The organism is Paenibacillus sp. 2KB_22 (genome assembly GCF_052115745.1).
Classification (GTDB): Bacteria; Bacillota; Bacilli; order Paenibacillales; family Paenibacillaceae; genus Paenibacillus.
Map to the genome: position 1 here is coordinate 1080047 of NZ_JBFRHG010000002.1, position 25153 is coordinate 1105199.

The 25153-nt window shown below is 45.2% G+C and carries 29 protein-coding genes and 1 tRNA gene; 6 read left to right on the forward strand and 24 right to left on the reverse strand.

The genetic code is table 11. The features are described 5' to 3' along the window. The first annotated feature begins 117 nt into the window (after positions 1-117). Both AB4111_RS15775 and AB4111_RS15780 read left to right on the forward strand, forming a co-directional pair. Positions 118-561 (forward strand): GNAT family N-acetyltransferase, encoded by a 444-nt coding sequence (locus AB4111_RS15775; RefSeq protein ID WP_442032776.1) that lies wholly within the window; start codon positions 118-120, stop codon positions 559-561. Positions 562-673: 112 nt separating this feature from the next. Continuing rightward, entirely contained in the window at positions 674-910 is a 237-nt protein-coding gene (locus AB4111_RS15780; RefSeq protein ID WP_253439183.1) for a DUF3892 domain-containing protein, read from the forward strand. 422 nt (positions 911-1332) lie between these two features. Here AB4111_RS15780 and AB4111_RS15785 read toward each other — a convergent pair whose 3' ends face one another. The 4 genes from AB4111_RS15785 to AB4111_RS15800 form a co-directional block, all read right to left on the reverse strand. After that, positions 1333-1614 carry a hypothetical protein gene (locus AB4111_RS15785; protein WP_047843713.1) on the reverse strand — a complete coding sequence of 94 codons (282 nt, stop codon included), beginning with the start codon at positions 1612-1614 and terminating at the stop codon, positions 1333-1335. After that, entirely contained in the window at positions 1598-1819 is a 222-nt protein-coding gene (locus AB4111_RS15790) for a hypothetical protein (protein WP_017687387.1), read from the reverse strand. Before AB4111_RS15790 ends, AB4111_RS15785 begins: the two co-directional genes overlap by 17 nt. 194 nt (positions 1820-2013) lie before the next feature. Further along, the gene (locus AB4111_RS15795; protein WP_253439185.1) at positions 2014-2334 is read right to left on the reverse strand and encodes a DUF3889 domain-containing protein; all 321 of its coding nucleotides are present in this window, start codon (positions 2332-2334) and stop codon (positions 2014-2016) included. 56 nt (positions 2335-2390) lie between these two features. Further along, positions 2391-2699 (reverse strand): hypothetical protein, encoded by a 309-nt coding sequence (locus AB4111_RS15800; RefSeq protein ID WP_442032302.1) that lies wholly within the window; start codon positions 2697-2699, stop codon positions 2391-2393. Between the two features lie 254 nt (positions 2700-2953). On the opposite strand from AB4111_RS15800, the gene AB4111_RS15805 reads away from it, so the two are divergent. Then, positions 2954-3856, forward strand: coding sequence for a manganese catalase family protein (locus tag AB4111_RS15805; RefSeq protein ID WP_442032303.1), 903 nt, complete (start codon positions 2954-2956; stop codon positions 3854-3856). A 221-nt stretch (positions 3857-4077) separates the two neighbouring features. Here AB4111_RS15805 and AB4111_RS15810 read toward each other — a convergent pair whose 3' ends face one another. From AB4111_RS15810 to AB4111_RS15855, 10 genes are all read right to left on the reverse strand, one after another. After that, the gene (locus AB4111_RS15810) at positions 4078-4371 is read right to left on the reverse strand and encodes a DUF6809 family protein (RefSeq protein ID WP_442032304.1); all 294 of its coding nucleotides are present in this window, start codon (positions 4369-4371) and stop codon (positions 4078-4080) included. Between the two features lie 139 nt (positions 4372-4510). Continuing rightward, entirely contained in the window at positions 4511-4690 is a 180-nt protein-coding gene (locus AB4111_RS15815) for a ribbon-helix-helix domain-containing protein (protein WP_017687382.1), read from the reverse strand. A gap of 298 nt (positions 4691-4988) precedes the next feature. After that, on the reverse strand, positions 4989-6074 hold the full coding sequence (locus AB4111_RS15820) for a DUF3626 domain-containing protein (protein ID WP_442032305.1): 1086 nt from the start codon (positions 6072-6074) through the stop codon (positions 4989-4991). Positions 6075-6498: 424 nt separating this feature from the next. Next, positions 6499-6891 (reverse strand): DUF5071 domain-containing protein, encoded by a 393-nt coding sequence (locus AB4111_RS15825; protein WP_442032306.1) that lies wholly within the window; start codon positions 6889-6891, stop codon positions 6499-6501. A 43-nt stretch (positions 6892-6934) separates the two neighbouring features. Further along, entirely contained in the window at positions 6935-7504 is a 570-nt protein-coding gene (locus AB4111_RS15830; RefSeq protein WP_442032307.1) for a DUF3221 domain-containing protein, read from the reverse strand. Between the two features lie 66 nt (positions 7505-7570). Then, positions 7571-7900 carry a hypothetical protein gene (locus AB4111_RS15835; protein ID WP_442032308.1) on the reverse strand — a complete coding sequence of 110 codons (330 nt, stop codon included), beginning with the start codon at positions 7898-7900 and terminating at the stop codon, positions 7571-7573. Positions 7901-8136: 236 nt separating this feature from the next. Continuing rightward, the gene (locus AB4111_RS15840) at positions 8137-9852 is read right to left on the reverse strand and encodes an ABC transporter ATP-binding protein (RefSeq protein WP_442032309.1); all 1716 of its coding nucleotides are present in this window, start codon (positions 9850-9852) and stop codon (positions 8137-8139) included. 44 nt (positions 9853-9896) lie between these two features. After that, positions 9897-10928, reverse strand: coding sequence for a FecCD family ABC transporter permease (locus tag AB4111_RS15845; RefSeq protein WP_315937086.1), 1032 nt, complete (start codon positions 10926-10928; stop codon positions 9897-9899). A gap of 2 nt (positions 10929-10930) precedes the next feature. Continuing rightward, positions 10931-11986 carry a FecCD family ABC transporter permease gene (locus AB4111_RS15850; protein WP_442032310.1) on the reverse strand — a complete coding sequence of 352 codons (1056 nt, stop codon included), beginning with the start codon at positions 11984-11986 and terminating at the stop codon, positions 10931-10933. A gap of 272 nt (positions 11987-12258) precedes the next feature. Further along, positions 12259-12996 carry a glycerophosphodiester phosphodiesterase gene (locus tag AB4111_RS15855; protein WP_442032311.1) on the reverse strand — a complete coding sequence of 246 codons (738 nt, stop codon included), beginning with the start codon at positions 12994-12996 and terminating at the stop codon, positions 12259-12261. Between the two features lie 231 nt (positions 12997-13227). Between AB4111_RS15855 and AB4111_RS15860 the strand changes: the two genes are divergently transcribed. Next, positions 13228-13494 (forward strand): hypothetical protein, encoded by a 267-nt coding sequence (locus tag AB4111_RS15860; protein WP_442032312.1) that lies wholly within the window; start codon positions 13228-13230, stop codon positions 13492-13494. 217 nt (positions 13495-13711) lie between these two features. On the opposite strand, the gene AB4111_RS15865 is transcribed toward AB4111_RS15860, so the two are convergent. The 5 genes from AB4111_RS15865 to AB4111_RS15885 form a co-directional block, all read right to left on the reverse strand. Then, on the reverse strand, positions 13712-13840 hold the full coding sequence (locus AB4111_RS15865; protein WP_255319930.1) for a hypothetical protein: 129 nt from the start codon (positions 13838-13840) through the stop codon (positions 13712-13714). 119 nt (positions 13841-13959) lie between these two features. Beyond that, positions 13960-14544 carry a TIGR00730 family Rossman fold protein gene (locus AB4111_RS15870; RefSeq protein WP_091014155.1) on the reverse strand — a complete coding sequence of 195 codons (585 nt, stop codon included), beginning with the start codon at positions 14542-14544 and terminating at the stop codon, positions 13960-13962. A 424-nt stretch (positions 14545-14968) separates the two neighbouring features. Beyond that, positions 14969-15388 carry a hypothetical protein gene (locus tag AB4111_RS15875; RefSeq protein WP_315937091.1) on the reverse strand — a complete coding sequence of 140 codons (420 nt, stop codon included), beginning with the start codon at positions 15386-15388 and terminating at the stop codon, positions 14969-14971. A gap of 19 nt (positions 15389-15407) precedes the next feature. After that, positions 15408-16076: a uracil-DNA glycosylase gene (gene ung, locus AB4111_RS15880; RefSeq protein ID WP_433745353.1), complete on the reverse strand. Its 669-nt coding sequence runs from the start codon at positions 16074-16076 to the stop codon at positions 15408-15410. Positions 16077-16315: 239 nt separating this feature from the next. Next, positions 16316-17536 (reverse strand): MalY/PatB family protein, encoded by a 1221-nt coding sequence (locus tag AB4111_RS15885; protein WP_442032313.1) that lies wholly within the window; start codon positions 17534-17536, stop codon positions 16316-16318. Between the two features lie 252 nt (positions 17537-17788). On the opposite strand from AB4111_RS15885, the gene AB4111_RS15890 reads away from it, so the two are divergent. Then, positions 17789-18496: a helix-turn-helix domain-containing protein gene (locus AB4111_RS15890; protein WP_017687366.1), complete on the forward strand. Its 708-nt coding sequence runs from the start codon at positions 17789-17791 to the stop codon at positions 18494-18496. Positions 18497-18653: 157 nt separating this feature from the next. Here the strand turns inward: AB4111_RS15890 and AB4111_RS15895 are convergent, their stop codons facing one another. The 3 genes from AB4111_RS15895 to AB4111_RS15905 all read right to left on the reverse strand — a co-directional run bounded on the left by AB4111_RS15895 (position 18654) and on the right by AB4111_RS15905 (position 22809). Next, positions 18654-21575 carry an insulinase family protein gene (locus AB4111_RS15895; protein WP_442032314.1) on the reverse strand — a complete coding sequence of 974 codons (2922 nt, stop codon included), beginning with the start codon at positions 21573-21575 and terminating at the stop codon, positions 18654-18656. Between the two features lie 462 nt (positions 21576-22037). Continuing rightward, positions 22038-22123 (reverse strand) — tRNA-Leu (locus tag AB4111_RS15900). Positions 22124-22359: 236 nt separating this feature from the next. Further along, on the reverse strand, positions 22360-22809 hold the full coding sequence (locus tag AB4111_RS15905) for a hypothetical protein (RefSeq protein WP_442032315.1): 450 nt from the start codon (positions 22807-22809) through the stop codon (positions 22360-22362). Between the two features lie 207 nt (positions 22810-23016). Between AB4111_RS15905 and AB4111_RS15910 the strand changes: the two genes are divergently transcribed. Beyond that, positions 23017-23241: a hypothetical protein gene (locus AB4111_RS15910; protein ID WP_017687353.1), complete on the forward strand. Its 225-nt coding sequence runs from the start codon at positions 23017-23019 to the stop codon at positions 23239-23241. Between the two features lie 120 nt (positions 23242-23361). Here AB4111_RS15910 and AB4111_RS15915 read toward each other — a convergent pair whose 3' ends face one another. Next, the gene (locus AB4111_RS15915; RefSeq protein WP_442032316.1) at positions 23362-23844 is read right to left on the reverse strand and encodes a NucA/NucB deoxyribonuclease domain-containing protein; all 483 of its coding nucleotides are present in this window, start codon (positions 23842-23844) and stop codon (positions 23362-23364) included. 106 nt (positions 23845-23950) lie between these two features. Beyond that, positions 23951-25099 carry an ATP-binding protein gene (locus AB4111_RS15920; RefSeq protein WP_442032317.1) on the reverse strand — a complete coding sequence of 383 codons (1149 nt, stop codon included), beginning with the start codon at positions 25097-25099 and terminating at the stop codon, positions 23951-23953. Positions 25100-25153: the final 54 nt, after the last annotated feature.

The window sequence follows — 25153 nt, forward strand, 5'->3', positions numbered from 1 at the left end:
ATGCCCATCACTACCCCCTCCTCTCCCAATATGTTCCAGACTTCACTATACAGGAAAAACATTTTTTTGTATAATTCAGTCTGATATGTCGCGCAAGAGCAGAAAGAAGGAATGGAATTGGCAGCTGAGATTAGTTATGTAACGACGCAAGAACAATTGGAACAAGCCCTGGGTATTCGCAATCACGTTTTTGTGATCGAGCAACAGGTGCCTGCCGAGATTGAGATTGATCAATATGATGTCATCAGTCCGGATGTGCATCATGTATTGTTAAGTACGGATGGGCAAGCTGTAGCTACAGGACGTCTGATCTATTACAGCAAGGATACGGCCAAAATGCAGCGGATCGCGGTGCTTGAGTCTCATCGTTCATTCGGTTATGGACGCGTGCTTCTGCTCGCGATGGAGGAACTAGCACGTGAACTCGGCTTATCCTATTCCGTACTGGATGCTCAATGTCAGGCGCAGAAATTCTATGAGAAACTGGGCTATGAAGTAATTTCGGAAGAACCTTTTTATGATGCAGATATTCTGCATGTTCGTATGAAAAAGAGTCTGTAAAACTTCGGCATTGGCAAGTCTGATCAGCATATGATGCATACTTCCCATGAATTCGGATAGGCTAATCAGGTAAACAGATTCCTATCTCGTCATATAAGGAGAGTGTGACATCATGGATCAATCGACACGCGAGAGTTTCACAGCCGTACAGAAAAATGGCGACGGTGACCTGACAGCCTTTCAGACTTCAGCAGGACGTGTACTGGATTACCAACAAGCACTTGCAGAAGTAAAGGCTGGCGCTATTGCCGGCGTGAATGTATTTAAAGGCAAAGATGGCGAAATGTATATTCGCGGCGATGCCGACGGTGACCCAACCAACAACTTGGACCAACTTCCCCATTTCTAAAATAGATGCACAGTTCGTACGTGTTACACAGAAGCGCCGATCCGGTTATCCGGGTTGGCGTTTTCTTATGTTCACTAAAGGGTGTCTTCAAACCTACTGAAAGCCGAACTTCAGGCCCCGAGAGGTAACGAATCTGAGGCGTTTTATTCAAGGATTTGAAGCCCCCTTAGAAATCTAAAGAATCTGAGACACGCTATATAAGAATGTTTAGTCTTTTATAGCGTTTTTGTCAGGGGATTTCGGGAGATAACGTGGCTGATGTTCCTTACAATTTAACTAGAAGAGCGGAAGGCTAAATTAAGACGTACTGTGTTCCTTAGAAAATCATCTATTCATTCGCCAGGACCAGCCAACTTGGATTCAAGACTGTTTTGATGCTGACAGCCATCATCGTAAAGCTTGCTTGAGTTTGAAAAGACACCTTAATAGTCCGTAAAATATTTTACGGAGTCCCCGGAAGGCTGGCTTTTGCGAATCGGCTGTTGCACCTGTTCCCATGCCTGCAAAATCTGTATACCTTCGAGAGTAGACCGATTCTCCCACGCGATGTGCCCGGTGCGTTCTAGCTCCAGCAATGACTCATGAATGTAAGCTCTGCTTCGTCCCGTCTTGTTCTCCAGTTCATCCATACGCGGCAACCTGCGCCGTTGTCCTGCATAGTTCACCATAATACGCAAAATCTTGCGTTCAAAGTCGTTCAGCATACTTTACCTCCCCATTCAGATCCGTAACAGGACGCCATGCCAGAATACCTTGCTCCAGAAATGTTCGGGGTGAGCCTTCTTTTCCCGCTGATGCTCTAATCATCCCGCCACGTACACTGTTAATTCGAATCTGTCGCTGCGTAATCTGCCCTGCACGATCCATGTAGACAAGCTCCACCATCTGGCCAATATATTTCCCTAGCATAATCATCCCTCCGATAAGAACGTTTGTTTGTATTTCATATTATATGCGAACATAAGTTCTTTATTCAATAGTAAAAAAAGGATTTTGCAAAATAAAAAAACCAGAATTTCACCTTAATGATCAAGGGAGTCTGGTTCCTCTAATAGCACTGATGATATGACAATATGACTCGTAATACCTGGTTCAGTAACGGATCAGTGTCGATCCGATTCCGAAAATTGTACTTTCTTTAATTGCTGTGTAGATGGATTAAAATCAACATTCACATAGACCGCGAATTGCTTGCCGTCTTTGGCACGAACCCATAACTTGAACTGTTCCCGTGACTGATCCGCTGTTAGAGAGGTACGACCGATGTGCTTATAGTCCAAAATATCCACATTATATTTGGTCTGTGTTTCTTTGACCGCTATAATTCCCCACTTCGCATAATCAGGGATAGAGGCACCTGTTCCTGATGTCATTCCGGCCAAACTCAAGACTACCGACATGACGGTAACGATGAGCATTCTCATTTCACTCACTCCTTGGGACAATATGTTTCTGTTATATTGCCCGTCCGGGTTTCATTTTACACGAATAAACGAAAGATCCAGGCCAGTGGCCGTAGGGAGAAAGGAACCACATGAACAAGCCGGTCCAACGAATCAGGTGGCTCTGTCCGGAAACTCATTCCCCAGTCACCCGAGAAAAAGGGTTGTTGTGTCTTCGGCTCCTCAGGGGGCTCCAACCCGTATTTCTTCTCAAGTAACTGCCTCGTATCTTCATCCACCTGAACCTCGTTCGTACCGGCGTATGCTGTGACAGACTCGCTGCTTATGTACATCAGCATCATCAGAAACATCGGAATCCACACTATTTTCACCCAACGTTTGTTCATCTTTAACTCCTTTATGTACCTTAATTCTCTTGTATCTAGAAGACCCATTTAAAGGTTAGATTATACATAAAATTCACCGTATTGGAAATAACAAAAGGGAGAAGATATGCAGCATGTGATGCAATACTTAAGCCCCATTTGGTTGATTTTATGTTTAAAAAAGGGAATAACCGTGTAATAGGCCATGACAGCCTGACTTTATGGCTAACATTTCTACATGTTCTGCAATACCACTTTGAGGAGGTTACACCCGAATGTTCAAACGCTTGGATGAAATTCTGATTGAGATTCCCAATGTCGAGAAGCCCGATCCGAATGCAGCGGCAGCCATACAGGAACTGCTCGGCGGCAAATTCGGAGAAATGTCAACGTTGAACAACTACCTCTATCAATCGTTTAATTTTCGCTCTAAAGAAAAGTTGAAGCCCTTCTATGACCTGGTCATGAGTATTACGGCCGAAGAATTGGGACATGTTGAGCTGGTGTCTCACGGGATTAACAAATGTCTTAGAGGATCAACCGAGTACAAAGAACCCGACGATACGCCGCTAGGTTCCGTGAAAGATGCTCGTCTGTCTTATCACTATCTGGCAGGTGCACAAGGCGCAATGCCTTTTGACTCTATGGGTAATCCATGGACGGGAGCAAACGTCTTCAACAGCGGAAATCTGGTCGAAGATCTGTTGCACAACTTTTTCCTCGAATGTGGAGCGCGTACGCATAAAATGAAGGTATATGAGATGACAGATCACCCCGCAGCCCGCGAAGTGGTTGGTTTCCTGCTGGTACGTGGCGGCGTGCATGTCGTTGCATATGCAAAAGCACTTGAGATCGCAACTGGCGTCAATGTAACCAAACTCGTTCCTATTCCTTCACTGAACAACAAAGCTTTCAATGAGACTCGTAAATATGAAGAAAAAGGGGTACACACCAAGCTGTACACCTATAGTGATAAAGACTTCAACGCCATTGGTCAGATCTGGAAAGGAACTCACCCCGAAGATGGACAACCTCTGGAAGTAATCCAGGGTATACCAGAAGGTTTCCCGATTCCGGAAGCTCCTGCGGTGGAAGAAGAATTCGCCCCAGGCATTTCGCAAGAAGACTTCAAGGAAATTGCTCGCCGTCTGAAGATGGCGGGGAATATTACGGATTAAGGAACCATTTGTTTGACAGGTTCTTTCCCTATATATATTGTTAACTCCATGCTTAAGTGAAGCCCTCGAACCCTACTGCTGAATGCAGAGAGGATTGGAGGGCTTTGTTATATTAAATGTATGATACAATTTTATGTTGCAAAATGAGTATGTTGTATGAACTTCATTTCCTGAAAATTTAGCTGTAAAAGTAAACCGGATCTCTGCTCACATCGTTAAACTTAGCTAAACTCCAACACCGATTCCTCACACTGACTCATGACTTCAATTAGCATGTTGGCACCCAGACGAAAACCTTGTGCAAACGCTGCTTCAGTATGCATGCCCTCACATCTGCCACACAAGTCAAATAACTGTTCAAGCTCACGGAATTCGTTTTCGCTCAATCGATTCTTCCACTGCTCTGTCAGAGCTGCAATCTGCCGCCCTAACGCTTGGTATTCAGGATGTGTCGGCATCATCATCTCATCCGGTCGAAGTCGTCCATTATATAATGCTTCTAATATCGAATTCATGTGCATCCTCCTGTATATCAATTCGCACCTCACTTGAATGAACGTTCTGCACATGGTAGGATATTTATGCAGTCGCTCATTCAAGTGATTGCGGGGTAGGAAGCAGCGTGTTCTTCGTGGGACTAGCGCTGCTTCCTTTTTATTTTTGGAGCTCGTCGTAAATCTTCTCAATCCCTTTGCGAACGATGTCTGATCGATTCGTATTCAGCTTTTCTGCCGAAATATCGAGCTTGTTCATAATTTCCTCATCAACACGTATCTCAATCGTTCTGCTTTTGGGTTTGTCAGACTTAGGCCGCCCCATCTTTTTGGCGGACATTTGCTTCACCTCTTTTTTTGTCCTGACAACAATATATTATTGCCAGGACAAAAAGTCAATGTAATTATAAAACATACGTTCGTTTTTGTGACAGCAGATTCATAGATAAATGTATAGTCAGTAATCTGTTTGAATGATAAAAAGACAACCTTGAACGGCTAGGCGCTCAAGGTTGTTAGAGTACTATTACTGAGTAATAAATTAAAATTCAGGAGATACGCAGACAGGTAGGGAAAAGAAGTTGGTATTTTAGCATTGTTATCACTACATATTCAATATTTTTATCTCGAAAACCGTTTTACTTGTTCATTGGTTTTCCATATCTCACTAAGACATGCCAGAGTAATTTCAACTCTTGTAGAACTTCTTTGTAGGTTCCTCTATCGCTCCAATGGCTTGGGTTTCGTTTCAAGTCCATAGCTGCAGAACCAATGATATTTGCATCAATAAAATCACTTTTGGCAATTCTTTTGGCTAGTGAAGGCATCGAAGGACCACGAAAATCCATAGGAACGTCATCAACTAATAGTGTAAAGCCCATGTGCCAGTGGAGATCAATGGAATACTTTAAACATATCTGCTCTAAGATTCTTCCTGTATGTGTGCCTTTAAATGATGGGTCGGCAACAAGCATCTTTACATCTTTTTCAAGGGAAATATCACCATGAACCTGAGCTTCGATATAATGGTCCAGATTTCGGTTTGGCTCTTGGCTGAATGGATTTTGGAAGGGTTTCTCAAAATTGACAAGCATATGGCCGATTAACTTTTGGACTGTTAGATATCTTTCACCTATTGCAAAACCACTATAGAATACATCCCTCATGAGAGCAGCCAAAATAAGGTCAAATTCCTCATACGTTCCCTTTTCCTCGGGGTCTTGGTGAGAATCCAAATAGGTATACGTGCAACGTTGAGAGACCTCAGTAGATAAAAGGAAATAACATGATCCAAAACGAGGAGCAGGTCCATCAGGATGTAACATGACATGGAGTGCCCCATATTTGGGCCGTTCGCTATTGGTTGAACCGTTGATTTGGTACGCTCCGCCAAACATTTTATTTTCCCAAACGTCACGTTCACCGCCTGAAAATGCGGATACACTTCCATTCGATAAGAAAGTCTCAAACTGACTTTTATAAACGCCCTGCTCAAGTAGTGCTTCAGCAACGCTTTTCATAGACGGATCTAATCGATCTGGGTGAAAGTGTAACGCGATCCTTGCATGAGATTTTAGTTTGGCGATAGCATCTTCAAATGTCTTCAGCTCGATATTGGACATACGAAGAATTTCCCTAATGGTTTGCTCCGCCTCATTTTTGCGGCTTCTTGCATAATTGGTTACATGCTCTTGAGCAAATTGCTGAGACCTTGATAATTCCATGGCAGATGTGTCCTTTCCCATTTTCTAAAATCATAATGGCGGTTTCCCTGCTTATCATATCAATCTATTTTTCTTGGGATTAGTTCGTTCTCAGGGAAATTCCACCAATTTGATTTCTCATAATAAATTTTTTTTGCCCAATATTCAGGGGGCTCATGAAAAATCAGGTCCTCTTCTGATAAAAAATCATTGCCTTCCCAAAAAGAATTAATTCTAAGAAAGCTTCTTTCTCTGAAATATCAAATAAGTCAATTAACTCTTGTACAATTTCCAAACAGTATATTTCCGAACTCAAACAGGTAGGGAAAAGAAGTTGGTATTTCAGCATGTTTATAACTCCATATTCAATATTTCAGTCTTTCTTAGAAAGTTAATTACCAGTTCCTATGTATGTATCCAAACTTCCATCTCCACTTACCTCTCGTTAGTCTCCCTTCATCTTTTTCAAAAGCTCCACGATAACCTCATCCAACTCCTCAAGTACCTCACTTGGTGTAGGGGACTCTAATATCCTTACTAAGTCGTTCCGTAGCATCCTCAGATGAGATACAGGCAATCGATCAATTAATCCGACCAAAATGAAATATTCCCACGTGGAATCTTGGGTTTGCAATACATCCTTAATATGAGGAATTAAGTCCTCCCCCAGTCTCAATAGCAGATCCTCTACCGGCTTGGAAACGGGCCAGTTCCCATCTTGCAACCACTCCATAAGCTCCGGTATAATGCCATTTAACTCTCCATTACTGAATTCGCTTAACTTGCGCACCGCTTCAAAATCATGTTTGTCGCGGGGAAGACACTCCCTAATATCCATTTAATTTCTCTCCATCCCATATGAATACTTTTACGCTCCCCCATTACTCAACCGGCTCTACATCTTTTACCTTCACTTCAATCTCATCTTGATTATTCATCGTTGACATCGCATCTTTGATGCGAATAACCCACGTTCCTGTATCCTGATCAAATTGTACATACTCTATCACAGGAATACGTACCTTTTCTCCATCTGTTGTGTATAGTCCACCCCGAATTGCGTCCGCCTCACTTAGATGAGCCCCATCTGGAGTATTTGGACAAGATACCGCTATCTTATCTGCTCTGGCCTGCCCGGGATAAGGCTGATTTTCCGGTCTTCCATCTGTCCAGATTTCAACATAGGAGCCGATCTGCGGCTCAGGCGCATTGGAGAACCATTTTGCCGGATAATATCGATCGGCTCCTCTATTGGAACTGTTATCTCGGTAGGCAGGATCAACCACAAGAATGGAATCGTCTTTACGATCAACTACATAACCAGTAAATCCATCTTCACTAGGTGCATTTGCTTGAGACTGCACAGAGTTGCACTCGATATGTCCTGAACATCCCGTAAGACATACGAACAGAATAGAGAGTAATATAAGGACTCGACGAAGATGGGTCACATGTAAATCCCCCTTTAATAACACCTCTTTCTAGATTTAACGTACCCGGTCAGATTATTGTTGCATTCACTTTCTCATATCCCTTTTATACACGTACCTTCCCCAGACCACCAACGCCGCGCATAACAAGACAGCACAGTAGGCCCAGACAAATAACATGGCGAGTCCTAACCCGATGTTGGCATCCAGGCGTTCATCAAAGATCTCTGTGTATAGCGAAAAACCGAGTGGCACGGCGCCAACCATGAAAAGTCCAATGGACCACCCACCCCAGCGTTGGAAACCGGACCCCGCACGAGTACTGGAAAGTTTGCGAATCCCTTGAGACAGAAGCCACCAGATCAGAATAAATAATAGACAGGTTATAAGAATCTTCAGCATATCGTTTAACTGCATATCGTGTACCTCCTACATCTAGCAAGATGATGAATATATCTTATACGTTAAGCGTTCTCTTTACTATATTACCCGTTTCCACATCCATGATCACAGGCAGATAAGAGCACAGTACCCCTGACCCACACTTGATCATAAAAAAGAAAAAAACGCCAACGTCCTGACTCCTTCCAAGTCAAGAACGATGGCGTTACTTCTCATATTTACATTGTTACATCCACATAGGATAGGATAAGTTACGCGCCAAACTGCGCATAGTGAAGGCGGCTGTACACCCCACCTGCTGCGAGTAATTCTTCATGACTTCCCTGCTCCGTAATGCCTTGTTCAGCAACGACAATAATGCGGTCTGCATTTTTGATTGTAGCCAATCGGTGAGCGATGACCAGAGTGGTCCGGCCCTCGGACAGCTCAGCAAGGGATTGCTGAATCGCCGCTTCCGTTTCTGTATCCAGTGCGGATGTTGCTTCGTCCAGGATCAGAATTGGCGGGTTTTTCAGGAACATACGGGCAATGGACAAACGCTGTTTCTGTCCACCGGACAGTTTCACGCCGCGTTCACCAATTAACGTATCCAGTCCTTCTGGCATCGATTGAATCAAAGATTCCATCTGTGCACGTCTGGCAGCCATCCAGATTTCTTCTTCGGATGCATCCAGCTTGCCGTAAGCAATATTCTCGCGAATGGTTCCATCGAAGAGGAATACATCCTGTTGTACAATACCAATATGACTTCGCAAGGAATCCAGCGTCATATTCTGAATCTCCTGTCCATCGATCGTGATGCGACCTTCCAGCACATCATAGAATCGTGGCAGAAGACTGCACAATGTTGTTTTACCCGCGCCGGATGGACCGACAAGAGCGACGGTTTCGCCTGCTTGCACGTTCAGATCGATACCTTTGAGAACAGGCTCCTGATCCGAATATCCAAAGGTCACTTGCTCATAACGAATATCTCCACGCAAATGGGATACCGCAACGGCCCCTGGGCGATCTTCCACATCCGGTTCCATATCGAGCAGCTCCGTATAACGTTTGAAGCCTGCAATCCCTTTGGGATACGTCTCAATAACCGAGTTGATCTTCTGAATTGGTGTCAGGAACACATTGGACAGCATGATAAATGCAATGAACTGACCGTAGGTCATACTGCCTTGAATGACAAACCATGTTCCGCATACCAGAACAAAGAGGGATACCAGCTTCATCAGCATATAACTGACAGAGGAGTTCCAGGCCATGATTTTGTATGCGATCAGTTTGGTTTGACGGAAACGACCGTTGTTCACAGCAAATTGTGCTTTTTCATGCTCTTCATTAGCAAAAGCCTGGACAACACGGATACCTGTAATATTGTTCTCTACGCGAGCATTGAAGTCCGCAATATCTCCGAACATTCGGCTGAATGCCTTGGACATCTTGCTGCCAAAGTAGAGCGAGAGATAAATAATCAGCGGCACGATGATAAAGGTCAACACCGCCAGATTTCCGTTAATGCTCATCATGATGCTGAATGCACCAATCAGCGTCATGACCGCAATAAATACATCCTCTGGACCATGATGGGCAATCTCACCAATATCCATCAGATCGTTAGTCATGCGGGATACGAGGTGTCCTGTCTTGGTATTATCAAAGAAACGGAACGATAACTTCTGCACATGATTAAACAGACTTTTACGCATATCCGTCTCAATGTTAATGCCCAGCTTGTGTCCCCAATAGGTAACTACGAAGTTCAGAAAGGAATTCAGGAAGTAGATGCCGAGCAATGCCAGACACGCCCATAGAATCCAGTCCCAGCGTCCACCTGGCAGCAGATCATCAACTACTCGGTTGACCGCCAGTGGAAAAGCCAGTTCCAGCAGCGCGACCAGAATCGCACAGCTAAAGTCAAGAATAAAGAGCTTTTTGTAAGGCCTGTAATAGGCAAAGAAACGGCGAAGCATGGACTGAAGTCCTCCTTATGCAATCACACAACAATGATTACGTTCTATTTCGTCTTGCTTAAGAGATACAGGAAGTATGGCGCACCAATAATGGCAACCAGAATACCTGCAGGAATTTCCGAAGGCTGCAAGATAACCCGACCCAGGGTATCTGCAACCAGTACGAGCAATGAACCGATCAGGGCAGATGCAGGTAACAGGAATTGATGTTTTGGACCCACCAGACGACGTGCCAAATGAGGCCCGATCAGACCCACAAAACCGATCCCCCCACTCACAGATACACATGAGCCGGCTAGACCTACAGCAGCCGCAAGTAATATCAGTCGCTCACGCTCAACCGGAGTCCCGAGTCCGCTTGCAGTCTGGTCACCCAGGTTCAGCACGTTCAGTACACGTGCCTTATACAGAACAAGCGGTACAAGAATGATAAGAAACGGTAGTAATGCCGTTACAAATTTCCAGTTTGAACCCCAGATGCTGCCTGCCATCCAGGTTGCTACAAATTGATACTTTTCCGGACTAAGCCGTAAGGTAAGCACGATCATGGCAGAACTGATTCCCGCCGCTACCCCGATCCCCGTAAGCAACATACGCGTAGGCAGGATGCCCTCTCCTTTTTTGTAAGAGAGAATGTAGATCAGAAATGCAGCAAAACCAGAACCGATCAGGGCCAGAATCGGCAAAAGAAATACCGGCGCTGCTGTCGTTGTCGGGAAAAAGGAAACAAATAACATGACGACCAGACCGGCACCTGCATTAATTCCGAGGATCCCCGGATCTGCCAGCGCATTCCGAGATACCCCCTGCAAAATACAACCAGATAACGCAAGTCCGGCTCCGACCAGCACCGAAATCACAATACGTGGCAGGCGGAATTCAAACAGGATCAGTTCCTGTTTCGGCGTGCCTCCACCAAACAGGGTACGCATCACTTCAAGCGGCGAAAGCTTGGTAAAGCCCGTATTCATACTCACTACAAAAGCCGTAATAATTAATAGGGCAAGTACAATGAGAACAATCGTACTTTTGGTTCTCTTCTTGCGCTCTGCTCCAACTATTGTTGAGGATTCCATCGTTACAGAGTCCTCCTTTCTTTACGTGCCAGATATAGGAAGAATGGTACCCCGATGAGGGCAACCAATGCGCCAATTGGCGTCTCGTACGGCGGGTTAATCATACGTGCAGCCAGATCCGCAAATACGAGCAACAAACTACCCATCACAGCGGAACACGGAATAATCCAGCGATAATCGACCCCAACCAGCTTCCGCGTAAGATGGGGAATAATGAGTCCGACAAAACCGACCGCACCCACCACAGACACAGCCGTACCCGCAAGAATCAGTACGACAATCAGGCCTATAAGTTTGATCAGCCCCGTACGTTGCCCCAAGCCCACCGCAATATCTTCTCCGAGACTAAGCAGAGTAATGGAACGGGAGATAAGAAGACCTGCGATTAGTGCCGCGAGTACCCATGGGAACATGACCTCAAGTTGAGACCACTTCGTTCCGGCTACACCACCGGCTGTCCAGAAAGCCAGATCTTGTCCAATTCTGAAATACAATGCAATCCCTTCACTGAGTGCCGACAACATCGCTGATACAGCCGCACCTGCAAGTACAAGGCGTAGTGGTGTTAGACCCGATCTGGAAGCTGCACCAAAACCATACACCAACAGGACACCAAGCCCTGCCCCAAGGAAGGAATACATAATGATGTACATAAATGGCAAGCCAGGGAAGAAAGCAAAACAAACTGCAAGCGCAAATCCAGCTCCCGCATTTAGCCCAAGCAGACCTGAATCGGCCAGCGGGTTACGAGTCATGCCCTGCATGATCGCACCAGCTACAGCGAAACATGCACCTACCATTGCTCCTCCAAGGATACGTGGTAACCGAATCTCCCATATGATCTGATGTGGAGTCAGCTCAGGATTGAAATCAAAGATGGCCTTCCAGACTACACTAAGCTTAATATCAGCAGCGCCAAAAGAAATGGACAACGCCATACCCAGAGCGAGTAGCAAAACTCCTCCTGTAAGAATAAGGGTGGCTGCCCACGGACGAGTGTGTATCTTCGCTGTGGGTGAATCCGGATTATGTTTTTCTGGTGAAGCTTGTGAACTCATACGCGCCCACCCTCGTTATGAGTGGAGTTGCTCAAGCCTATGTACATAACAATCACCTCTCTATAAATACCAAACTTTAATGATATTGATTCTCATTCCCATAGACCATTGTAAGTGAATCCATAGACTCTGGCAATGGACAAATAGGACATGTTTATTGCATATATGAAGATTTGCACACAATTTCACACGCAAAAAGGCCGTGCAGGAGCCAAAAAGCTCGAACACAGCCTTATCATTGCCTATGTAGAACATATATAATACAGACTTGTTCAACGGGCAGGTACCGCAATTATGGATGCCAGGACATCCGGAACATCGGTAATGATTCCTTGCACACCCATGTCAATCATGGCCTGCATCTCGGCAGGATCATTCACCGTAAATGGATAGGTAACAATGCCATGTGCCAGTGCAGCAGCAATATCTTCTTGTGTGACTGCCATCTTATAGGGATGAAGGCCGGAAGCTTCGAGTTTGGCGGCATAATCATAGGGACGGTACAATTTTTCCATATATAGAAGTGCAGTACGGATCTCCGGGGCAAGGCGTTTACATCTCACGAGCGAAGCATGATTGAAGCTGGACAGCACAACCTGTTGCTCCAGATTCCAGTCCCGGATCGCCTGTATAACCTTCTCTTCCATCCCCTTATAACTCACAATACCATTTTTTAATTCCAGATTAAGTAATGTTCCTTTCCCCTGTACCAGCCTGAATAACTCCTCCAGAGAAGGAATACGTTCCCCGGTAAAATCAGCATGGAACCAGGACCCGGCATCCCGTGTGCGCAATTGATCGTAAGTTGTATCCTTAACCCAGCCTTCTGCGCCACCAGTTCGGATTAACGTCTCATCATGAATCAGAACCAGTCTGCCATCACTCGTCATCTGCACATCGGTTTCAATACCTGTTGCTCCAAGCTCCAGACTCCGTTCAAAAGCACTCATCGTGTTCTCCGGGCATACGGCAGATGCACCGCGATGGGCAATAATCTCCACGTTCCTCATTCCAGCACCTCCTGTGTTCAAGCTTCACTCTATGATTAACACTATAAACACGGTTTGTTAGACCTGTATTAACGGAGCGTATAATGGGTTGCCTGCTTCGCTAATACTAGCGACCAGGCCCAACATCTAACGGGCTGGGGATTCACTCATTTTTGCGAACTCAATCTGAAAATCGACATAACATAGTATGAACGATGGAAGCACTGAACTCCGTTATAAGGAGGTTGACTATTGAATCCCTCAAAGAAAAAATCGATACCTACGCGTGCTCACACCTCCCAGTTACAGTCGGCTTCCAGGCTTTCCAGATCATCTGTCCATATCAAAAATAAATCCGGCAAGACGGCTAATCAACGTTCTTTTAACTCCACTTCATCCAGGACACTGGATCAGCTGGCTATTGTTGCAGCAATACTCTCCTTAATTGCAGCCGCCATCGGGCTATATATCGCCTGGAAATCGTTAAGTGTTCCGGATCAAACTGCTGTTGTGGTGTAACTGCTTGTTGCGCAGCTAATGGCTCAGGAGGCTCTCTCCTGCTTCTGACCTTATTCAGGGGCAGGTTTTTGCTTTTTCAATTACTTAACGTATTCTGGAAACGTCAAAAAACCGTTCCCCTGAAACGCCGGCATATACCGGCGTCTCTTTGGAAAGGTCATTTTTTATTCGGGCGCTGCCTCTGCAACGTCATCCCCGTCCCAGGGTATTGACCGAATTACAGAATGAATGTGCGTGAGATAATAACCAACAGAATGAACAATACAAGAATTGCACCTGTCGATGTCCATGCTCCACCACCGAAGCCTCCGCAATACCCGTAACCTGTACCTTTGAGTTCGCTCATCAGTGACACTCCCCTCTTCATCAAAGTACACTATAGACTATGTCCGATAGCGCAACTTGCTTGGGCAGATCGAAAATTCTCCCGAGGAACGATTGGGTACAGGCACTCTTCTTATACACTCATTTCCCGTTAAGTTGTGACCACTTCTGAGTTAACTCTGCAGGAATATAGGATGACATTTGCTTGATCAGTTCAGCGGGATCAGATTCCAGACTCCACAGACTGAGATGCGATGTGTTCGAGAATCCCTCCTGTACACTATGTTCTACCATCTTCATCAGCGGTCCATAATATCCGTTAACATTCAATAAGCCAACAGGCTTACGATGAATGCCGATCTGTGCCCAGCACAGTACCTCGAATAGTTCTTCAAATGTACCCATACCTCCGGGAAGCGCAATGAATCCATCGGATAATTCAGCCATCGTAGCCTTCCGTTCATGCATGGTTCCCACTTCAATCAGTTGTGTGAGCCCTCCATGAACAACCTCACCCCGGAATAATCCGGTAGGCATAACGCCAATTACTTCTCCACCTTGCTCAAGAGCAGCATCGGCTACTGCACCCATCAAGCCCATACAAGAACCACCATAGACCAGTGCATAACCACTATCGGCAATCTGTTTGCCCAGTTGAACAGCCTTCTCTGTATAATCGGGGTGATTTCCCGGATTGGAGCCTGCAAAAACAGCTATACGTTTCATTGGGTTTCACTCCTTCTCATGATCTTTTTAGATTGAACTAAAGAATATTTACACTTGCCACTTCGATGACAGAACAACCTTCCGATCGCTGTTATCCCCAGATTTTTTGATTCAATTTTACAAAGGTGAATATCTTGGGATAAAGGCGAACGCTCCACTTCTTCAGGTTATTTCTGCCCTCTACGTTTCTCGTGTAAATGTTTAGTTCAATTTATCTATTTTAATAATATATATCATGAATGTTATGGGTATGTACAACAGGTTAACAGAACCCATGGACAAAAAAATACCCGACCGTTTGCAGCCGGCCGGGCTCCCATTTCAATACACATCAATTTAGAAGGGGTTGTTACTACCTAATATACAGACCAAACATTAAATCCGTATGATTTTTGCATGAAATGAGTATTAAATCTTCGTATATCTAACGTATCCCACGGCGTGAACGTACGACAAACATATGCTTGTCTTTACGAAGAACCCGACCATCTGCAAGTTCAACCTGATCCTCGTCATGACGCAGAATCGTCGTGCATAACGCTACAATTTTGGCCCGGCGCCAGATCATAACCTGTGACTTGAAATAGATCGCATTTTCGAACTGAATTGCCTTTTTCATCACATATCCAACCTTGTGCACCTCAGAACGTGCTTTCTTTAAGGGAAGACTCTCTTCGGGAAGAGGTCTGATCATTGCGATATTGTCAAACGATACCTTGATCCGTTTCGGTCCGATCCGTACACATTCCGCTTCTTCATCCCACTCGACCAGCGTTCCCTTCAATGGCTCCCGTATGCCTGTTGCACGATATACCGCTACTTTTCGTCCTATCCAATGTCGCAATGTTCTCACCTCCATCTGTCTAGTTTTCAGGTATCTTCCAATCGATCGGTTCAATACCTTTGGAGGTCAAGAAATCATTGGCTTTGGAAAAGGGACGACTGCCGAGGAATCCACGATGTGCAGCCAGCGGACTGGGATGTGTAGACTCCAGTACCAGGTGCTTGTCCCTGTTAATAAACGCACCTTTCTTCTGGGCATGACTGCCCCATAGCATATATACCATTGGCTCTGAACGTTCATTCAGCGCGCGAATGACAGCATCCGTAAACGTCTGCCAGCCCAATGCCTGATGGGAGTTCGGCTGACCTTCACGGACCGTGAGAACAGCATTTAATAACAGAACCCCCTGCTGAGCCCAGTGGACCAGAGATCCGTGATTCGGAATTGGCAGGCCCAGATCGGCCTGAAGTTCCTTATATATATTTTTCAGAGAAGGAGGTACGCGTACCCCCGGTCTAACCGAAAAGCTTAATCCATGAGCCTGTCCCGCACCGTGATAAGGGTCCTGACCAATAATAACGGCCTTAACCTGATGATATGGCGTCAGCTTCAGTGCGGAGAACAGGTCTTCTTTGGGCGGAAAGACCGTCTGTGTTTTGTACTCGGCGGCTAGGGTGTAACGAATCTTGTTGAAATACTCGGCTTCTGTCTCTTCCTGAAGCACCTTGTCCCAATCGTTTCCAAACATATGTATAGGCTCCTTTCCCCTGATGAATGCAGTTACGTGTAGCCCAACTACCGGGCTCTTCCTTCTGAGAGCCGCATGTCATGCAACTCATAGACTATCCACCATTTTAACATAACCGGGGGCAGCAGACCAGAATTACGCATCAGGGTATGTTCACCTCGAAATAAAACTTGTTCTTGCTGCATTCCGTGTACTCATCCGAAAAAGCCACCACGCTGTTGCGTGATGACTTGATGACTTTACACTTGAACGGGTACCTCTTCGACTTCTTTTACAAGCACACTACTGATTCTCCGTAATCCTTCCTGAAGGACAGAACGCGGACAAGCCAGATTCAACCGAATACAACCCTCACCATTCGCTACAAACATATGGCCATCTTCCAGAAGCACACCTGCTTGCTCAGCGAAGAATAACGGTAAACTTACATGTTGGGGAGCATAGGCTGAAATGTCAATCCAGGCCAGGTATGTGGCTTCCGGAATATGAAAGACAGCCAGCGGCAGATGTTGCTTCACATATTGTTCTACACAGGCAAAATTGGCGTCGAGATAAGCCTTTAATTGTTTCAGCCATTCATCACCCGTTTCATAAGCTGCTTGAGTGGCAGCAATGCTCAGTGGGTTTTTGAAACCATAATGGCGTGCCTGCCAGATGTCTCGAAGTTCCTTATTCGGAATGATGACATTGGAGAACATCAGTCCAGCCATATTGAATGTTTTGCTCGGGGACATGCATGTAATGATTCGATCCGTATCCGGGAACAGCTTCGCAAGTGGCGTATGTCTTTTGCCAGTCCGCAGCAGATCACAATGAATTTCATCCGAAATGACCCATACATTGTTCCTCAGGCAGATCTCACCCACACGCTGTAACTCTTCCGTTGTCCAGACGCGTCCAGACGGATTATGGGGGTTGCAGAAAATACATACCCTTACCTTCTCATCCTTGGCCTTGGCTTCAAAATCCTCAAAGTCAATCGAGTACCGCCCCTGCTCATTAAGCATATCCGAACATACCAGTTCAAGATCATTATGCTCTGCAGCTGACTTGAAGAAACCATAAGACGGGGTCACGATCAGTACTTTCTCATCCGATTGACAAATATACTCCACCAGTTCATATAAAGCGGGGATGATCCCGTTTGAGGTCTCCAAATGCTCCTTCGGGAAGGACCAATCATAATACCTTTTCATCCAATTCGAGACAGCTTCATAGTATGCCGGATCAAACACCTGGGAGTAACCCATAATTCTGCGGTCCAAACGTTCTTTCACTGCATCCAGAATCTCGGGAGGTGTGGCGAACTCCATATCTGCAATCCACATGCGAATGAATTCTTCGTCCTTAAATGGAAATGTCATATCTTCTGAGGCGTTAAAAATATATTGACGGAATCCATCCGTATTCATGGCATTCGTACCTGTGCGATCTATAATCTCATCAAAGTTATATTTCATAGTAGCTTCTGCTCCTCTGTCTGCTCAACTTTTCATTGTCGGTTCATATCGTATGAGATCTATTATTCCATGACGTAGAAATTGCATCAAATGCAATACAATCTATCCTGACGAAACAAATAAAGTTTATTGTTTCCCCAGAATAGGTTTTTCGGTGAGAAAGTGATATATTTTTCATATAACATCATTTTTATGAATGACTTTCATCATTTTCACGTACTCTCAAGAAACATTGCATAAGGAGAACCAGTTATGAACAATATCAATCAGGAAGTTGGCAAGAAAATACGAAACTTTCGGAAGTGGCGGGGACTGACCATTCAACAGCTTGCGGATCAGATCTTCAAGAGCAAGGGTACCCTGTCCAAATATGAGAGCGGAGATATTACACTTGATCTGGTCACGTTACATCATATTGCGAACGCGCTCAACATTCAGGTGGAGCAACTCTTGTACCAAGAGCCGAGGCATGCATCTCCCCTGATGAATGCGGTCCCGTCCAGCTTTTTCAAGAACTCCACCCGCTTCTATTCCTACTTCTATGATGGGCGTAACAACAGTCTCATTCGATGTGTCATTGACATGATGGCTCAATCGGATGCCAACCGTTATCGCACCGTGATGTATATGAATGTGAAGGATTTTGAGAACTACCAGGAATGCGAGAATATGTATTGGGGCCACACCGAGCATTACGATACACTTACCACGCTAATTTTGAAAAATCAGGCCACGCCGCTGGAGAATCTATATATTAATATTCTGGCATCTTTCCAGGAATCGGAGAAAAAGTGGGGACTGATGGCTGGTGTCTCCTTCAGACCTTTCATGCCGATCGCGCTCAAAATGTTATTCTCCAGAACCCCGCTGCCCGAGAATCAGGAGTTGTATAATGAATTGAAAATCTCAAAGGAAGATCTGCGGACACTGAAAATATACAACATGCTCGCTGTCACTTGAACAACGCAGCGTGTCACCCATTCTCATTATGGGTCGGCGACAGTTGCTCCACATTCCTCCTCATTAAAAAAGGCACTTCTATAAGCTGTTGAAACCAGCTCATAAAGTGCCTTTCGCATTTGACGTTTATTGAATCGAAAATCAGCGAGACTAACGTTTAGTTTTTGATTAAATCCAGCGTCTCGTCAAACATTTGCTTCTGTTCCTCAATCTTGTTCTCATTACCGATCACGCAGCGCTGTTGCTGTTCAAGTACGGCCGATAAGAGCTCAGCAAAACCGATAATGTCGCTTTCCTTCGTGCTTAACACTTCGTCACGTTCCTGTTGCAGATCTGCTTCAGTCACATTCGACAGATAACACTCCAGAGAGAATGCCCCTTCGCCATAAGGTGTTCTCGGCGTATCCAGATCCTGGATCGCACCAATGATATAGCGCGTCATTTCCCGCTCGTCTGCCCGGAAATCGGTTAAATATTGCGGTATCTCTTCATATACTTTGTACGTTTTATCCAGGTTCGGATCACGGTACGATGCAACGTAGCTGTCTCCGTTCCGTCTGAAACCTGACATACAGCCATAAGCTCCGCCTTTGGCGCGGATATTGGTCCACAAGTAATCCAAGGACAGGATGCCCTGCAAGACCCGTAGTGAACCAGTGTATTGATATCCTTTGTCAATATAATTGCCCGTTTGCACCACGTACTGCACTTCTGACGGGGAACGGAATCCTTCCTTATGCGTAGCCCGTGTGAACGTAAACTCTTCCTTGGCAACCTCATGTGTGAACAGCTTCGCTTTCAGATCGGATACCTGTTGCTCCAGTCCTTCATATCCCTGCTCATCGGCAGTGTAACTAACAAGCAAATTCTCCGGTCTGAAAATATAGCCCGTCAACTCTTGCAGGCTGGAAGATAACTCTTCTTTTCTGGCCTCAAAATTCGCCTGAAGATCCTCAAGCCACTGGTAAAAGGCGATACCACTTACCGCTTCTCTGAAATCCGCAACCGCTGAATGTTTGGACGAAGACCGGCCAATTCCCGCAGAGTGTCCGCTGTTGATCAGATTACGTTGCAGATTACCTTTCATCTGAGAGATGATCTCATATAATCGCTTCGAATTATCGAATTGGGATGTGAACACAATTTCTTTGATCATATCAAAGGCAAATCCAAGCTTGTCATATAACACTTTTGCGTTGAACTCATAGGTAGCCTTGAATTCATTGTGCTTATGCGCGTTGGCATAAGATCCAATCCCGCTATGAATTCCGCCCGAATGGATATGAATTTCATTGGACAGTTCATTGAACGAGTAGTTTTGAGTATCCACGTAACCTAGTACATTCTTGAGCAACCCTGCATACGGCAGGAGATGACGTGGGACTTCTTTGATATCAAACAGCAATCTTAGATAACCAATTCCGTTGGTGTAGAGGTTATGGTGGAGAATGGTTGTGCCGTCGACCTGGTTCACCGTTTGATGCAACGTAGAGGCCTTCGGTTCAATATCTTCAATCGATAACGTCGGAATGACCTGCTGCTGCTCTTTGGTTGAAGGTGTATTCTGATATTCGGCGAGTGCTTCCGTTTTCTGAATCAGCGTCTGAACTTCTTCCTCGCTAAGCCCGGCCTGAATGGTTTTCAGACGTGCTTTCAGCGCTTCTTCTTTACGTGAATTCAACCCTTTGTCCGGTGTCAGGGCCACAAAGGAAGTATGTGTGTTTTGCAATAAATACTTTTCAATCAGCTGCTCAAAGTAACCTTCGTTCATTTTTGTCCGCAGCTCAGCAAATACGTCATTGGCCTCCAAATGGGTGAAAGGTGCCTCATCATCATACAGCCAGCTTTGCAGGGAGGAGAATCCGTAGATCAGACCCTTCGGCATTCTGCCATAGTCCGCTTCTCTGTGATTGAACTCATACGAGTTAATTCCAGCAAGCAACGCTTTAGGATCGAAACCTTCTTTCACCACACGTTCAAGCACTTCTTGGACCGTTCCCAGGAAATCCTCTTTGCTCGCCAGATTGCTCTTCTTCAATCCGACGGTGAACACAGGCTGATATAAGCTGTCATCATACGAACCGTAGACGTCCTTGGCAATTCCTTTATCAAGCAAAGCCTGTTTCAATACCGCTCCCGGAGCGTTCAGCAAGGCGTATAACAAAATCTGGAACGAGATGTTCAGTTCCTTGTCCAGACTTGTGCCAATCACCGCATTATAGGTCAAGAAGCTGTTATCCACTTCGGATTCCGTACTTCCCGCAGAGTAAGTCTTAACTGTGTCTACCCGTTCTGCAAAGGCAGGTTGAAGTTGAATGGCCGAATCGATCTCGATTCGATCATATGCATTCAGATAATTCTCATCGAGCCATTGCAGCTTCTCTTCCATATCCATATCCCCGTAGAGATAGATGTAACTGTTGGAAGGATGATAGTATCTCGTGTGGAAATCCAGCAGTCCCTGATACGTTAGATCCAGTATAGCTTCCGGGAACCCGCCAGACTCGGAGGAGTATGTGGTATCCGGGAAAAGGGAGTTCAGCACTTCTCTGCGTACCATTCGTTCCGGTGAAGAAAAGGCACCCTTCATCTCGTTATATACAACTCCGTTGTAGGTTAACTCATCATCGGCCGAGGTCAGGTTGTAGTTCCAGCCCTCTTGCAAAAATATCTTTTCATTCACATAAATATTCGTATTTAATACCGCATCCAGATAAATATCCATCAGGTTATGGAAGTCATGATCATTACGACTCGCGATCGGGTAGATCGTCTTATCCGGATACGTCATGGCGTTAAGGAATGTATTCAATGAACCTTTCAGCAACTCAACAAAAGAATCCTTGGCCGGAAATTTCTTGGACCCACAGAGCACGGAGTGTTCGAGGATATGGGCTACCCCTGTATCATCTTCCGGAGGTGTGCGGAAACCGATACTGAATACTTTGTTGTCGTCCTGATTGGACAAAAGTACAATTTTGGCTCCGGATTTCTGGTGCTCCAACAGATACGCATCCGATTTCAGTTCTTCGATTCTGCGTTCCTGTAACACCTTGTATGGCTTAAGCTGTTTCAACATAAACTTGAGTCCTCCGTCCATAAGATTGTTTTATTGGTTTTGTGACTCTACATAAGTTCAAATATGGTTATTTACACGGGCACTCCGATGACAGAACAACCTTCCGATCGCTGTTATCCCCAGATTTTTTTGATTCCCTTTTGAAAGGGAAAATCCGGGGATAAAGGCGCCCGCTTCGCTTCTTCAGGTTATTTCTGTCCTCTCCGTTATCGTGTAAATGTGTAGTTGAACTTATATCGTTCAGCAAGGTAAAGGTAATATATGCCTATGGATAGTATACACCATTGTTCCGTCTCTTCATAAAAGTCAGATAAATGTACCTTCTGATATGTATTATGCAGCGTTTATGTTTATGAACTGCAGGTGAAGTGGTCAGGTATGATATCACATTCATATTAAAGAACAAAAAAAAGATCGCATGCAGCTTGGTTAACAAGCGTCATGCGATCTTTCTTTTTAAGATGCCGAGGACCGGGATCGAACCGGTACGGTAGTCACCTACCGCAGGATTTTAAGTCCTGTGCGTCTGCCAATTCCGCCACCCCGGCAGGATTATGTATTTCTTGGCGACAAGAAATATCTTACCATGAACTAATTAACTTTGCAACACCTTTTATTAAAAATAATTAAGAAATGAAACAGGCACTGCAAGCGTGAGCTTACAGTGCCTAGAAAGTCCGAGTTGCGGTCCCGGACTTCCGGTAAACCAATCTATATTAAGGGAGGTGTGAGATAAGAATACCTCCCCAACATTAAAGAAACCTAAAATCAGCCTTAAATTAAACTAAAAAAGTAAAATGGGTCGAACACGAGCTGCCTCTTCCTCACTGCACTCCACGATTACCAAGATGTGGTCCTTTAACAGCCAATCTTCATAATACCGTGCGTCTTCTTCCGAGATCCCCGCTTCAGTCAGTGTAAGCACCAAATCATCGGTATCACTCCCGATCTCATTGCCGGCGAGTCTGCGCACTGCTTTCCCGATCGACATCGTCTGATCCATCCGTTTCCCCAGACCAGCCAATATCCCTTTTAGCGCGCCAAAGGCACCATCTGTTCCTGCACCTTTTAATGGTTTGGGCAGCCCCGTCTTCTCGCTCACCAGCTCCAGATTAAGCTGTTCCTTCGCTACCGCTCCCAAATATTTATCCTTAATGCCTTCCTCTTTAGCCTTATTCAGCATAATTATAGCCTCGTTCTCGGTACGGGCCAGCCCAATAATCAATTGTGTCATTCCGTTCCCCTCCTTTTACCCTAATATAACCCCGTAATGACCATTCAAAAACGGATAATCGCCAGCCATGACAAATCACCTAGAACATTGTTTATTTCTCTTCTGGAAATCTACACCTAGTTCTGATAGACTAGATAAAGAAGACAAATTAACCATTGAAAACATTGACATATGGATTTAACATCTCATAATCAGGAGCAATGACTTATGAAAAAAGAGGTAGAAATTGCCATCCGGCGCAAACAACAGATCATGGTTCGTAATACAAGCGGTCAGACAGTAACCGGTTTTCCCGAGCGCACCGCTGATACATCCATTCTCTCCTTACGAACCGTTCACGGAAGTCTGTGGATACCGTTTGATGAGGTTGAACATGTTACGCGTCTGTTAAGCATCCGGTCTCATCATTTAAGCGGAATGCAACTCGTATAGTCGGATCTGTAATCCTAGAAACTCAGTTCCCGTATTAAAAAATACGTTAACTAGAACTATTTATGCCAACACATCATACCAAAAAACCAGACGCATGCACGTCTGGTTTTTCTCTTCTTGTTACTTCACTACAAACTTCACTCGTGTTCCATCCGGATATGTAATTAACTGATTCCCTACCCATGAACCTGCACCGCGATTATCCTTTGGGGTAATGTACTGGATATCTGCACCTGTTCCTCCCTCAGCGCACATCGCCATAGGCCACTCGTCACGATCCTTACCTTTTTTGACCGGAACACCCTTGAGTGATAGATCCCGATTGCCTTCAGCTCCACTACGATCAATGGTGCATACATCCGAATGCCCTGCCTTGATGGCAGCTTTAATATGATTGGCTGTTTCCGGATAGCGCTCTGAAGGGAAAGTAATCGTATGGTCTACACTCTTATTCGTCCCTCCGAATGGATTAGGTATCTCCTCTGGCCATTCTCCCCCTGCCCAGGCGTAGAGGGCTACCAGCAGCATCGCTACCAGCGTCAGTATCTGCTTTTTGAAGCCTTGTTTACTTTTCCGTTTTCGTCCTGTGCGTCTCTTACTCATGCTGTGTCTCCCCCATTCAACACTTGCAATTATAACAGAACGCCCGTTCGTAAAACAATAAAATAAAAAAAACAGCCGAGACCATCCGGCTGTCCTGCTTGTTTGATTATCCCACATTGGGAATGGCATGTTGGCGCAGCAAGGGCAGTGTCACCTCAAACTGTGTACCTATCCCCTCGGTACTCTCCACCGAAATCTGACCATTCATCAGTTCCAGCAGTTCTTTGCAGATGGTCAACCCAAGCCCGCTTCCGCCAAATCGGCGCGCATGGGAGATGTCGGTCTGGGTAAATGCATCAAACAATTGTTCGATCTGATGCGGAGGAATGCCAATTCCCGTATCACGCACAGAGAATACCAAAACTACAGTATCCATGATTTGTTGCCTCACATCCACCTGTAACTGCACTTCACCTTGTTCCGTGAACTTGATCGCATTACTCAGCAAATTATCCAGTACCTGCCGAAGTCTTAGCGGGTCACCAATAAGTACATCAGGAACATTCAGATCCGCATGACAGAGCAAACGTATGTGTTTATTCTGTGCCGCAGGCTCATGTGTCTTTACAATCTGTTGAATCAGCTTCAGAGGTTGAAACTCAATGTTTTCAACATCCATTTTGCCTCTACCCAGCTTCGCCATATCCAGGCTATTGTTAACGATGTTAAGTAGTGCCTCACCCGATTGACGTGCGAGTTCCAGGTATTCTTTCTGTTCATCCGTAGTTTCACCCATGCTGGCAAGTTCGATCATACCCATAATGCCGTTGAGCGGGGTACGAAGCTCGTGATTCAGCTTTCCGATGAATTCCAATTGCCCTCTGCTGTTCATCTCAGCCATGGAAGTTGCGAACTTCAACTGTTGTTCGGCATACTTCCGTTCTGAAATATCGTATTGAATGCCTACAAAATATAAACACTCTCCGGATTCATTAAAGATCGGATCAATATTCAGTTCGTTCCAGAACTTCTGACCACTTTTTGTATAATTTAAGATATCAATCTTAATGGACTGTTGTTTCTTTAATGCATCACGAATCTGCATTACCGTTTCGGGGTCTGTGTCCTGTCCTTGCAAAAATCGGCAATTCTGTCCGACAGACTCTTCATACGTGTATCCTGTCAGCCGGGTAAAGTGTTCGTTTACATACATGAGCGGAAGCTCAGGCAAGGTTGCATCGACCACCGTCACGGAGGATTTCACTTTCGAGATGATAAATTCCCATTGTAATGGGAGTTGATTATGTTGGCTCATGCCTTCCTCCTTCATCTCTCACACGTTAATGTTTATATAGTCTGCATTTGTACA

Bases quoted from the DNA above. Each gene is read 5' to 3' on its own strand.
- AB4111_RS15815 (WP_017687382.1), bottom strand. From the start codon at position 4,690: ATGTCCGCCAAAAAGATGGGGCGGCCTAAGTCTGACAAACCCAAAAGC.
- AB4111_RS15790 (WP_017687387.1), bottom strand. From the start codon at position 1,819: ATGCTAGGGAAATATATTGGCCAGATGGTGGAGCTTGTCTACATGGAT.
- AB4111_RS15850 (WP_442032310.1), bottom strand. From the start codon at position 11,986: ATGAGTTCACAAGCTTCACCAGAAAAACATAATCCGGATTCACCCACA.
- AB4111_RS15895 (WP_442032314.1), bottom strand. From the start codon at position 21,575: ATGTTGAAACAGCTTAAGCCATACAAGGTGTTACAGGAACGCAGAATC.
- AB4111_RS15845 (WP_315937086.1), bottom strand. From the start codon at position 10,928: ATGGAATCCTCAACAATAGTTGGAGCAGAGCGCAAGAAGAGAACCAAA.
- AB4111_RS15835 (WP_442032308.1), bottom strand. From the start codon at position 7,900: ATGCAGTTAAACGATATGCTGAAGATTCTTATAACCTGTCTATTATTT.
- AB4111_RS15840 (WP_442032309.1), bottom strand. From the start codon at position 9,852: ATGCTTCGCCGTTTCTTTGCCTATTACAGGCCTTACAAAAAGCTCTTT.
- AB4111_RS15810 (WP_442032304.1), bottom strand. From the start codon at position 4,371: ATGAATTCGATATTAGAAGCATTATATAATGGACGACTTCGACCGGAT.
- AB4111_RS15795 (WP_253439185.1), bottom strand. From the start codon at position 2,334: ATGAGAATGCTCATCGTTACCGTCATGTCGGTAGTCTTGAGTTTGGCC.
- AB4111_RS15805 (WP_442032303.1), top strand. From the start codon at position 2,954: ATGTTCAAACGCTTGGATGAAATTCTGATTGAGATTCCCAATGTCGAG.
- AB4111_RS15855 (WP_442032311.1), bottom strand. From the start codon at position 12,996: ATGAGGAACGTGGAGATTATTGCCCATCGCGGTGCATCTGCCGTATGC.
- AB4111_RS15780 (WP_253439183.1), top strand. From the start codon at position 674: ATGGATCAATCGACACGCGAGAGTTTCACAGCCGTACAGAAAAATGGC.
- AB4111_RS15905 (WP_442032315.1), bottom strand. From the start codon at position 22,809: ATGACACAATTGATTATTGGGCTGGCCCGTACCGAGAACGAGGCTATA.
- ung (WP_433745353.1), bottom strand. From the start codon at position 16,076: ATGTTTGGAAACGATTGGGACAAGGTGCTTCAGGAAGAGACAGAAGCC.
- AB4111_RS15920 (WP_442032317.1), bottom strand. From the start codon at position 25,099: ATGAGCCAACATAATCAACTCCCATTACAATGGGAATTTATCATCTCG.
- AB4111_RS15870 (WP_091014155.1), bottom strand. From the start codon at position 14,544: ATGAAACGTATAGCTGTTTTTGCAGGCTCCAATCCGGGAAATCACCCC.
- AB4111_RS15820 (WP_442032305.1), bottom strand. From the start codon at position 6,074: ATGGAATTATCAAGGTCTCAGCAATTTGCTCAAGAGCATGTAACCAAT.
- AB4111_RS15825 (WP_442032306.1), bottom strand. From the start codon at position 6,891: ATGGATATTAGGGAGTGTCTTCCCCGCGACAAACATGATTTTGAAGCG.
- AB4111_RS15800 (WP_442032302.1), bottom strand. From the start codon at position 2,699: ATGAACAAACGTTGGGTGAAAATAGTGTGGATTCCGATGTTTCTGATG.
- AB4111_RS15885 (WP_442032313.1), bottom strand. From the start codon at position 17,536: ATGAAATATAACTTTGATGAGATTATAGATCGCACAGGTACGAATGCC.
- AB4111_RS15890 (WP_017687366.1), top strand. From the start codon at position 17,789: ATGAACAATATCAATCAGGAAGTTGGCAAGAAAATACGAAACTTTCGG.
- AB4111_RS15910 (WP_017687353.1), top strand. From the start codon at position 23,017: ATGAAAAAAGAGGTAGAAATTGCCATCCGGCGCAAACAACAGATCATG.
- AB4111_RS15785 (WP_047843713.1), bottom strand. From the start codon at position 1,614: ATGCTGAACGACTTTGAACGCAAGATTTTGCGTATTATGGTGAACTAT.
- AB4111_RS15915 (WP_442032316.1), bottom strand. From the start codon at position 23,844: ATGAGTAAGAGACGCACAGGACGAAAACGGAAAAGTAAACAAGGCTTC.
- AB4111_RS15865 (WP_255319930.1), bottom strand. From the start codon at position 13,840: ATGAGCGAACTCAAAGGTACAGGTTACGGGTATTGCGGAGGCTTCGGT.